At 73.1% G+C, this 8,764-nt stretch carries 12 protein-coding genes; 6 read left to right on the top strand and 6 right to left on the bottom strand.

Annotation, left to right across the window (positions count from 1 at the left end; translation table 11 throughout):
• The coding region (map, locus tag AOK09_RS11855) for a type I methionyl aminopeptidase (RefSeq protein WP_063795928.1) at nucleotides 1–505 on the top strand (505 nt) is incomplete at its 5' end.
• Nucleotides 506–592: 87 nt separating this feature from the next.
• Here map and AOK09_RS11850 read toward each other — a convergent pair.
• Nucleotides 593–1,297, bottom strand: a complete 705-nt coding sequence (locus tag AOK09_RS11850) for a bifunctional DNA primase/polymerase (protein ID WP_055587119.1) — start codon at nucleotides 1,295–1,297, stop codon at nucleotides 593–595.
• A gap of 258 nt (nucleotides 1,298–1,555) precedes the next feature.
• Here AOK09_RS11850 and AOK09_RS11845 point away from each other — a divergent pair, with 258 nt between their 5' ends.
• Together AOK09_RS11845 and AOK09_RS11840 are read left to right on the top strand one after the other, a co-directional pair.
• A complete protein-coding gene (locus AOK09_RS11845; protein WP_055587118.1) occupies nucleotides 1,556–1,795 on the top strand; it encodes a hypothetical protein in 240 nt (79 codons plus the stop codon).
• A gap of 28 nt (nucleotides 1,796–1,823) precedes the next feature.
• Entirely contained in the window at nucleotides 1,824–2,012 is a 189-nt protein-coding gene (locus AOK09_RS11840) for a hypothetical protein (protein ID WP_055587117.1), read from the top strand.
• Nucleotides 2,013–2,101: 89 nt separating this feature from the next.
• On the opposite strand, the gene AOK09_RS11835 is transcribed toward AOK09_RS11840, so the two are convergent.
• Nucleotides 2,102–2,998, bottom strand: coding sequence for an RNA polymerase sigma factor SigF (locus AOK09_RS11835; RefSeq protein ID WP_079062971.1), 897 nt, complete (start codon nucleotides 2,996–2,998; stop codon nucleotides 2,102–2,104).
• 308 nt (nucleotides 2,999–3,306) lie between these two features.
• Here AOK09_RS11835 and AOK09_RS11830 point away from each other — a divergent pair, with 308 nt between their 5' ends.
• Nucleotides 3,307–4,581, top strand: a complete 1,275-nt coding sequence (locus tag AOK09_RS11830) for an SAM-dependent methyltransferase (RefSeq protein WP_055587116.1) — start codon at nucleotides 3,307–3,309, stop codon at nucleotides 4,579–4,581.
• Between the two features lie 129 nt (nucleotides 4,582–4,710).
• Here the strand turns inward: AOK09_RS11830 and AOK09_RS11825 are convergent, their stop codons facing one another.
• Entirely contained in the window at nucleotides 4,711–5,280 is a 570-nt protein-coding gene (locus AOK09_RS11825; protein ID WP_107101313.1) for a hypothetical protein, read from the bottom strand.
• A gap of 226 nt (nucleotides 5,281–5,506) precedes the next feature.
• On the opposite strand from AOK09_RS11825, the gene AOK09_RS11820 reads away from it, so the two are divergent.
• Nucleotides 5,507–5,932, top strand: a complete 426-nt coding sequence (locus AOK09_RS11820; protein WP_055587115.1) for an ATP-binding protein — start codon at nucleotides 5,507–5,509, stop codon at nucleotides 5,930–5,932.
• 21 nt (nucleotides 5,933–5,953) lie between these two features.
• Here AOK09_RS11820 and AOK09_RS40075 read toward each other — a convergent pair whose 3' ends face one another.
• Nucleotides 5,954–6,406, bottom strand: a complete 453-nt coding sequence (locus tag AOK09_RS40075; RefSeq protein ID WP_055587114.1) for a nuclear transport factor 2 family protein — start codon at nucleotides 6,404–6,406, stop codon at nucleotides 5,954–5,956.
• Nucleotides 6,407–6,520: 114 nt separating this feature from the next.
• On the opposite strand from AOK09_RS40075, the gene AOK09_RS11810 reads away from it, so the two are divergent.
• On the top strand, nucleotides 6,521–7,114 hold the full coding sequence (locus tag AOK09_RS11810) for a TetR/AcrR family transcriptional regulator (RefSeq protein ID WP_055587113.1): 594 nt from the start codon (nucleotides 6,521–6,523) through the stop codon (nucleotides 7,112–7,114).
• A 25-nt stretch (nucleotides 7,115–7,139) separates the two neighbouring features.
• Here the strand turns inward: AOK09_RS11810 and AOK09_RS37640 are convergent, their stop codons facing one another.
• Both AOK09_RS37640 and AOK09_RS11800 read right to left on the bottom strand, forming a co-directional pair.
• On the bottom strand, nucleotides 7,140–7,934 hold the full coding sequence (locus AOK09_RS37640) for a peptidoglycan recognition protein family protein (protein WP_079062968.1): 795 nt from the start codon (nucleotides 7,932–7,934) through the stop codon (nucleotides 7,140–7,142).
• 196 nt (nucleotides 7,935–8,130) lie between these two features.
• Nucleotides 8,131–8,764: winged helix-turn-helix domain-containing protein (locus AOK09_RS11800; protein WP_055587112.1), on the bottom strand; the 634-nt coding region annotated here is incomplete at its 5' end.

The raw sequence follows: 8,764 nt of genomic DNA, 5'->3' as shown, positions 1-8,764 counted from the left end.
CTCCACCGTCCTGCAGGACGGCGACATCGTGAACCTCGACGTCACCGCCTACATCCACGGGGTGCACGGCGACCTCAACGCCACCTACCCGGTGGGCGACGTGGACGAGGAGTCCAAGCTGCTGATCGAGCGCACCCGGGAGTCGCTCAACCGGGCCGTCAAGGCGGTGCGGCCGGGTCGCCAGATCAATGTGATCGGCCGGGTCATCGAGTCGTACGCCAAGCGGTTCGGCTACGGCGTGGTGCGTGACTTCACCGGCCACGGCATCAACACCGCGTTCCACTCCGGGCTGATCGTGCCGCACTACGACAGCCCGCGGGCCACCGAGGTGATCCGCCCGGGGATGACCTTCACCATCGAGCCCATGCTCACCCTGGGCACGCATGAGTACGACATCTGGGAGGACGGCTGGACGGTGGTCACCAAGGACCGCAGGCGGACCGCCCAGTTCGAGCACACCCTGCTGGTGACCAACGAGGGCACGGAGATCCTCACCCTGCCGTGACCGGGTCCGCCCACGCCCGCCCGACGGGCCCCGGGAGCCGGGGCCCGTCGGCACGTCCCGCGCCGCAGCGGCGCGGCCGGACCGGGCTCAGCCGATCCGCCACTGCTCCTCGGCCACCGCTCCCACGGTGGTGCAGGCATCGGTGAGCACATCCAGCACCCGCAGCGGGTCCGGCAGCGGGTGCTGGGGGCCGCGTACCCAGCGGATCACCGAGTCGTCGGGCAGTACGGAGGGCGGCAGCAGCACATAGGAGCCCCGGCAGTGCCAGCGCAGCCCCGGGTGCTCCTCCAGCGTGTCGGGGTGGCTGTCCAGCTCGCAGGGCCACCACTCGTCCTCGTCCACGGGGGTGCCGCGGGTGGCGGTGAAGAAGAGGTAACGGCCGTCGCCTGCGGCGACCGGCCCCGCCGCGTCCTGGTCCAGCAGCCGCTCCAGGGCGATCCGGCCGGCCGCCTCGGGGACGTCCAGCACATCGTGGGTACGGCCGGTGGCGGCGACGAAGTTGGCCTGAGGGTCCCGGGACAGCCAGCGGGCGATCTGCTCGCTGTCGGTGGTGGCCTGCGTCTGCCAGGCGAAGGAGACCGGGTGGCGGGCCGGAGCCGGACAGCCGACCCGGTCGCAGGAGCAGCGGTAACCGGCGGGGCGGGCGGCCGGGGCCACCGGGAAACCGGACCGGACGGCCCCCAGCAGCAGATCCAGTCTGGCCGAAGCCGCCGCTTCACGCGCATCGGGGGTGTCCGCTGCTCGTGCCCGGCCTCGCCACCAGTCCGTCCATCTGCTGCTTCTGGTGTCCATCGAGCCCTTTCTTCGCACATCCCGCGAACCGGCCCTTGAACGCCGACCGGCTCTGCCAAGGTCCACGGTACGGAGCCGAAGGGGCGGGGGGAGCAGAAACGATGCAAGATCACCCTCGCCGGGGGCTCCGGAGCCCCGGATCCCGCGGCGCGGCGGGCCCGGGCAACCCATGGGCGTACTGAGCAGGATAAGACCCCGGCCGGGGTGGTCAGGACCGCGGGGTGCCGCAACCCCGGGCGGGGTGCGAAGCTTGCGGGTATGAGGAGTGCGGATACCGAGTTCGTGGGCGGGCCGCTGGACGGCAGGGTGCTGCCGATCCTGCTGAGTCCGTTCAACAATGTGCCCAAGGTCTACCGGGTACCGGTGCCCGCCCATCTGGACCGGCCCGCCACCACGCTGGAGTACCACCGGGCGAAGCAGTACGACGCCCGCGGGCGGTGGCGGTGGCGCTACGAGTACGGGGCTCCCGACGGTGGCGGCGAGGCCGCCGCCGGGTAGTCCGCCGCCGCATCCCGGGAGGACAGCCATGGCAACCGCACCCCGCGACCCCCGCTCCTTCACCGGTCAGGCCCGCGGTCTGGTCCTGGCCACGGCGGCCTGCCTGGTCCTGGTGAGCGCCTACAGCGCGGTCTTCGAGTCCGACCCCTGGCTCTGGTTCGCCTGGACCGTGCTGGCGATCGTCACCGGGGCCGTCGTGGCCATGCACTCCCGCTAGTCCCGGCAGTTCCCGAAGCCGGCAGTGCCCGAAGGCCCCGCCGTCCGCGGACGGAGGGGCCTTTCGGCGGGGCGGCCGGTGGGCCGCTCTCAGGCCGGCTCGGACGCGGCCATGCCCTGGCGCAGCCGGGTGAGGATGCGGGAGAGCAGCCGTGAGACGTGCATCTGGGAGATCCCCAGCTCCGCGCCGATCTCCGACTGGGTCATCTCGGCGCCGAAGCGCAGCGAGAGGATCTTGCGGTCGCGCTCCGGCAGCGCCTGGATCAGCGGCTTGAGGGCATGGTGGTCCAGGACGCCCTCCAGCCCGGTGTCCTCCTCGCCGAGCCGGTCGGCGATGGCGCCCTCGGACTCGTCGTCGTCGCTCTGCGCGTCCAGGGAGTAGGCGGTGTAGCCGGCGGAAGCGACCAGGCCCTCGCGGACGTCCTCCTCGGGCAGGCCCAGGTGTTCGGCGAGCTCCGCGGGGGTGGGTTCGCGGCCGAGGGTGAAGGAGAGCGAGTCGGTGGCCTTGGCCAGGTCCAGGCGCAGTTCCTGGAGCCGGCGGGGCACGTGCACGGCCCAGCTGGTGTCCCGGAAGAAGCGCTTGATCTCGCCGATCACGGTGGGCAGCGCGAAGGTGGGGAACTCCAGGCCGCGGTCGATGTCGAACCGGTCGATGGCCTTGATCAGGCCGATGGTGCCGACCTGGATGATGTCCTCCATCGGTTCGCTGCGGGTGCGGAAGCGCCCGGCGGCGAACCTCACCAGGGCGAGGTTGAGTTCCACCAGGGTGTTGCGGACGTAGGCGTACTCATGGGTGCCCTCCTCCAGCTGGGCCATCCGCCGGAAGAGCACCTTGGACAGGGCTCGTGCGTCCTCGGTGGCGAGCTCCTCGACCGGCGGGATCGCCGGGAGGTCCAGGGGTGCAGGAGTGGTGGGGGCGTCCTCCGGTGCAACGGGTGCCTGCACATCGGGTGCGGCTGCGGCTGTGGCTGCGAAGTCGACCCTCATCGGGTTGATCCCTCCCTCGGACGCGTGCCCCGCCTCCGGTTGGGCGGGGTGCAGTGGCCTCCGCATACCCCGTCGTGACGCACCCATGCGCCGGACGGGTGAATCTTCTTCGCCCTACGTGAAGTCAGGTTTCCCCGCCGCCGAACCGTTGCGACGCATGGGGCGCAGTGGACCGGTGGTCTGCGGCCCGAACGGCGCCGGATGAAATGCCGCGCCGCCTGGGCAGGGTTGAAGCTGACCGTGTGCCCAGGACTCCCGGGGCATCCGTATGAGGGAGGAGAGTTGTGAGTCAGGGGATCGATGGAGAGGTGAACCAGCCCCAGGAGGCCGTCCGCCCCCGGGCCGGGCAGGAGCCGGGGCCGGTCGACCCCGAGCAGTGGCCGGATGTGGCACGGGTGCCGGACGCACCGCTGCGGGCCCGGCTGTCCGAGGCGCTGCTGAACAGGGTCGCCCGGCGGCTGGGGCTCGGGGTGGAGCTGCCGGACGGGCCGGCGGTGGCCGGGTCGCCGGTGCTGAGGCTCAACCAGCCGCAGGCGTTCCACCGCAGGGTGGGGGCGGGCGGCCTGATCGGCTTCGGCGAGGCGTACCAGGCGGGCGACTGGGACGCGGACGACCTGGCCGGGGTGCTGACCGTGCTGGCCAGGTCGCCGCAGACGCTGGTGCCACCAGGGCTGCAGTGGCTGCGGCGGTTCTATGTGGCGGCCCAGCCCAAGGCGGAGCGCAACACCCCGGACGGCGCCCGGCGCAACATCCAGCGTCACTACGACCTGTCCAACGAGCTGTTCGCGCTCTTCCTGGACCGGTCGATGACCTACTCCTCGGCGCTCTTCGAGGAGGACGGCACCGCGGCCCCGGTGGCGAGCTGGGAGGTGCTGGAGGCCGCCCAGCACCGCAAGATCGACCAGTTGCTGGACCTGGCCGGTGTGGGGCCGGGCACCCGGCTGCTGGAGATCGGCTCCGGGTGGGGGGAGTTGGCGCTGCGCGCGGCCCGGCGCGGGGCGACCGTCCTCACCCTGACCCTCTCCCAGGAGCAGCGGCAGCTGGCCCGGGCCAAGCTGGAACAGGCCGGTGTGGCCGACAGGGTCGAGGTGCGGCTGCAGGACTACCGCGCGGTGGAGGGGGAGTTCGACGCGGTGGTGAGCGTGGAGATGATCGAGGCCGTGGGCGAGCGGTACTGGCCCGCGTACTTCTCCACCATCGACCGGGTGCTGGCGCCCGGCGGCCGGGTGGCCATCCAGGCGATCACCATGGCGCACGACCGGATGGAGGCCACCAAGGACACCTACACCTGGATCCACAAGTACATCTTCCCGGGCGGGATCATCCCGTCGGTGGAGGCGGTGGAGCGGGTGACCGCGGAGCACACCCGGCTGCGCCTGCTCGACCGGCGCCGCTTCGGACCGCACTACGCGGAGACGCTGCGGCTGTGGCGGGAGCGGTTCGACGCCCGGCGGGCGGAGGTGGCCGCGCTGGGCTTCGACGGTGTCTTCCGCCGGATGTGGGAGCTGTATCTGGCGTACTCCGAAGCCGGTTTCCGCACCGGCTACCTGGATGTGCAGCAGTTGCTGCTGGCCCGCGCCTGACCCTGCGGGCGGTGCGGGACGCGGGCTCGCCGGGCCGGTACGGACGGGCGCGCGGCACCCGGCCGGGCGGCGGACGGGGGCGCTGCGGCGCCCCCGCCCGCCGCGTCCTGGCGTCCGGGGCGGGGCGGGTCAGCCGCCGGACTTGAGCTCGCCGAGCGACGGCACCTGGTTGGTGACGTCGGCGCCCGCGGACTTGCCGGCGTCCTTGACGCTGTCGATCACGCCCTGGAACTCACTGGCACCGGCCTCGGGGTCGCTGCCGTCGCGCATCTTGGTGATGCTGTGCTGAAGGGCAGCCACACCCGCGGTCAGCGGGACGATCGCCTTGGCGAGGGTGGGGTCACCCTTGGCCGCGGTGAGCGCCGCCTTCAGCCGGTTGTAGGTGAACGCGCCCGCCAGCCCCGCCTTGACCAGGGCGGTCTTGCGGCCACTGGCGCCCTTCTTGAACTTGCCCGCCTTGAAAGGCTTGTAGATCCACTGGTAGGTCGCGCCGGCCGCCAGTCCCGCATCGACCACGAACTTGGCCTTGGCGTGCTTCACCTTCTCCGCGCTGCTGGTCGGCGAGGGCGAGCCCGCGGCGGCGGGGTGGGCGGCGCTGCCCGTCGTCGACTTGTCGGAGCCGGAGCAGCCCGACACCAGCAGTGCCACCGCCAGCAGGGGGACGACGACGAACTTCGGCAGGTGACGCGATTCGCGCATGGTGCTCCTCCGTCTGCGGGCCGCCGTACGACGGGGTACGGCCGGCGGAGTGAAGGGTCAGGCCCTCACCCCCGCCCCAACCTCGCATCCGGTACCCGGGGCCGCGACCGGGCCGGGGCTTCCGGGTGATGCGCACCCATGAGCCGCCCGCGGCCGGGTAGGCGGCGTGGTACGAGGTGGCCTAAGGGCCCGTATCCGACTCACCGAGAGGCAACGTCCCAAGGACGTGTCCGAGACCGTGCAGCTGACCAAGACCTTCGACGGCATGCCGGGCACCACAGCGCTTGCCCGGCGTGCCGCCGCCGCGTTCATGCGCTCCGTGGCGGCCGTCACCGGCGGCTCCGGCGACGGGGGCGGCTCCGGCGACGGCGGCGCCGGGGCGGACACCCTGCTGCTGGTGGTCTCCGAGCTGGTCGCCAACGCCTGCCGGCACGCCCCCGGTCCCTGCTCGCTGCTGCTGCGCTGGCAACCGGGACGGGTGGAGGTCTCCGTCTTCGACCGCTGGGAGGCCGAGCCGGTGGCCCGGCAGCCGGATCTGCTCTCCGGCGCCGGGGGTTTCGGCTGGCCGCTGGTCACCCGGCTCGCGGAGAGCGTCCGGATCACCCACCCCGCCGAGGGGGGCAAGTGCATCCAGGTGGCGCTCTCCTGGTGAACCGGCGCCCGCCCGCCGGGTTCAGCGGTGCTGCGGCGCGGCGCCGGCGGGCGTGGCCCGGGGCCCCGCCAGGGCGGCGGCGAGCGCGGCATGGTTGTGGAAGTCGCGGGAGGCGGCGATGAGTCCGTCGCGGACCCGGAGGATCTGCACATTGTCCGTCTGGAACACCGGGCCTGCGGCCCCGGTCCGGACGCGGTAGCCGAACTCTGCGACGACCACCTCGGGGTCGTCCGTCAGACGCACCGTCACATCGTGGACGGTGAGGGAGAGCGGGCCGCCGGCGGCCGCGGCGAAGTGCGCCCTGACGGCCTCGCGGCCCTCCAGCCGGACCGGCTCGGGCAGTGCGAACGGCAGCTCCACCACCGCGTCCTCGGCGTAGAGGTCGGCGAGCCGCTCCCAGTCGCCGTCGGTGATCCCGCGGATCAGGCGCTCGAAGACGGTGCGCGGGTCGGCGGCCGGATGTGATGTCTGCACGGGTGCCTCCCGGGTCGACGGGACGCTCGGCGCCCCTACAATCGGAGTAGCAACTCCGATTGACAATACGGACTGGCTACTCCGCTTGTCCAGCGCCAGAGACCGAGGTTCCCGATGACTCCCGAGCCCGCCACCGCCGACGGCGGCAGGCCGCTGCGCGCCGACGCCCGGCGCAACCGCGCCCGGCTGCTGGCCGCGGCGGAGGCCGTCTTCACGGCCAAGGGCACCTCCGCGTCCACCGAGGAGGTCGCCCGCGAGGCCGGGGTCGGCATCGGCACCGTCTTCCGCCACTTCCCCACCAAGGAGGCGCTGCTGGAGGCCGTGTACGTGGCCAGGCTGGAGCGCTTCGCGGAGGACACCCGCCTCCTCTCCCTCGGGCGGCAGCCGGGCGAGGCGCTGTTCGCCTTCTTCAGCCGGGCGGTGGAGCAGTCCGCCGCCAAGAACGCCCTCGCCGACGCCCTCGCCGAGGCCGGGATCGACGTCCGGACCGCCTCCGAGGGCGTGGGCCGGAAGATCCAGGACCAGGTGGGCGCGCTGCTCGCCGCGGCCCAGCAGGCCGGCGCCGTCCGCGGCGACCTGGATCTGCCGGCCCTGCTGGCCCTGCTGGTCGGCGCCTCGCACGCCGCGCACTACGCGGGCGACGACCCCGACGTCCGCAGGCGCACCCTCGCCGTGGTGCTGGACGGGCTGCGGGCCCAGGTGTCCTGACGTCACGTCAGGTGCGTGCGGGGACTCAGGCGGTGACCGTGAAGCCGTGCGCGGCACCCAGCCTGGTCAGGCTGGCCCGGCCGGGGATGCCGTCCGCCGCCGTACCGGTGTAGCCGTAGCGCCGCTGCAGCGCCGCATAGGCGATCACCGTACGGGAACCGAAGCTGCCGTCCACCCACTGCGCCGCCAGCAGGCCCTCGGCCCGCAGCGCCCGCTCCACCACCAGCACTTCGGCACGGTGGGTCGTGTGCCCCTGCGCCGCCGACGGATCCCGCCGGGCCGCTGCCACCACATGGGCCAGGCTCACCGACTCCCCGTCCGATCCGCCCAGGATCTCCCCCGCCCGGGCGATCACCGCCGGCCGCTGCGCCTTGCGCAGCGCGCCGGGGCAGCCGGGGTGGTTGCCCCAGGCCGCACCGCCGACGCCGTGGTACGTGAAGCCGTGCCGGGTGGTGGAGTCGACCACCTCCAGCGGCCAGCCGAACTCCGAGTGGCCCCAGGCGTAGATGTGCGCCACCGCCTCCACCTGGGCGTCGGTCAGCGCGGTGTCCGGGTGCCCCTCGGTCTCCACCGAGGCGTAGTAGGGGTTGCCCGCGGCCTGCGCCCAGGCGTAGTCGACACCGGTGTCGCAGTACTGCTCGACATGGCCGTCACGACGCACCCAGAAGTCGCTGCTCGCCTGCGACGCGGGGGTGTTGAACCAGCCGTACGGGCTGCCCGTGTCGTCCTGCACATGGAGCACCAACCCGCGACGCTCACGCACCCCGTCATGGTGGACGTTGACGACGGGGCGGTACCGCGCCCCCGGCATACGGGCCATGTCCGATCCCTTCGCATGGTGCTCGCCGGGGCGCCGGGCACCGGCCCGGCACACTCTCAACCCTTCCCCGCCGCAGGCCGCGCGGATCGGCGCCCGGAGGCATGCGGTCAGCACACGATCCGTCTGCACGCCCCCCGGAGCGCCGGGAGCGGAGACCCGCCGACGGGTGCGGCGGTGTGCGGCGCAGCCGGCCGGATCAGGGCTGGTAGCGGTATCCGAGACCAGGTTCGGTGACCAGGTGGCGCGGCCGGGCGGGGTCCCTTTCGAGCTTGTGGCGCAGCGTGGAGAAGTAGACCCGCAAGTAGTTGCCCTTGTCCTCGCTGTCCGGGCCCCAGACCTCATGGAGGATCCGCCGACCGGTGACCAGCCGGCCCGGGTGACGCAGCAGCAGCCCGAGGATGGCCCACTCGGTGGGGGTGAGCCGCACGGGCCGCGCTCCTGCGGGCCCTTCGGGGGTCCCGGCGAGGGGGCGGACGGTACAGGCCGCGAGGTCGACGACATGGTCGCCGATGACCGCCCTGGCGGGAGCCTCCTCCGCGGTGGCGGTGGCGGTGGCGGTGGAGGGGCGGCGCAGCGCCGCGCGCAGCCGGGCGAGGAGCTCGTCCATGGAGAAGGGTTTGACGACGTAGTCGTCGGCGCCGGCGTCCAGCGCCCGGATCTTGCGCCGGGGGTCTCCGTCCCCGGACAGGACGATGATCGGGACGGCGCTCCAGCCTCTCAGCCCATGGATGATGTCGAGCCCGTCGAGGTCGGGGAGGCCGAGGTCGAGGATGACGGCGTCCGGGTGGGTCCGGGCGGCCGACTCCAGGGCGGCGCTGCCGGTGGCGGCC

It is taken from the genome of Peterkaempfera griseoplana, assembly GCF_001418575.1.
GTDB lineage: Bacteria > Actinomycetota > Actinomycetes > Streptomycetales > Streptomycetaceae > Peterkaempfera > Peterkaempfera griseoplana.
Note: the sequence above shows the minus strand (reverse complement) of the source record. Positions and strands in the feature narration are given on the sequence as shown.

Bases quoted from the DNA above. Each gene is read 5' to 3' on its own strand.
- AOK09_RS11825 (WP_107101313.1), bottom strand. From the start codon at position 5,280: ATGCGCGAATCGCGTCACCTGCCGAAGTTCGTCGTCGTCCCCCTGCTG.
- AOK09_RS11835 (WP_079062971.1), bottom strand. From the start codon at position 2,998: ATGAGGGTCGACTTCGCAGCCACAGCCGCAGCCGCACCCGATGTGCAG.
- AOK09_RS37640 (WP_079062968.1), bottom strand. From the start codon at position 7,934: ATGGCCCGTATGCCGGGGGCGCGGTACCGCCCCGTCGTCAACGTCCAC.
- AOK09_RS11810 (WP_055587113.1), top strand. From the start codon at position 6,521: ATGACTCCCGAGCCCGCCACCGCCGACGGCGGCAGGCCGCTGCGCGCC.
- AOK09_RS11840 (WP_055587117.1), top strand. From the start codon at position 1,824: ATGGCAACCGCACCCCGCGACCCCCGCTCCTTCACCGGTCAGGCCCGC.
- AOK09_RS11850 (WP_055587119.1), bottom strand. From the start codon at position 1,297: ATGGACACCAGAAGCAGCAGATGGACGGACTGGTGGCGAGGCCGGGCA.
- AOK09_RS11845 (WP_055587118.1), top strand. From the start codon at position 1,556: ATGAGGAGTGCGGATACCGAGTTCGTGGGCGGGCCGCTGGACGGCAGG.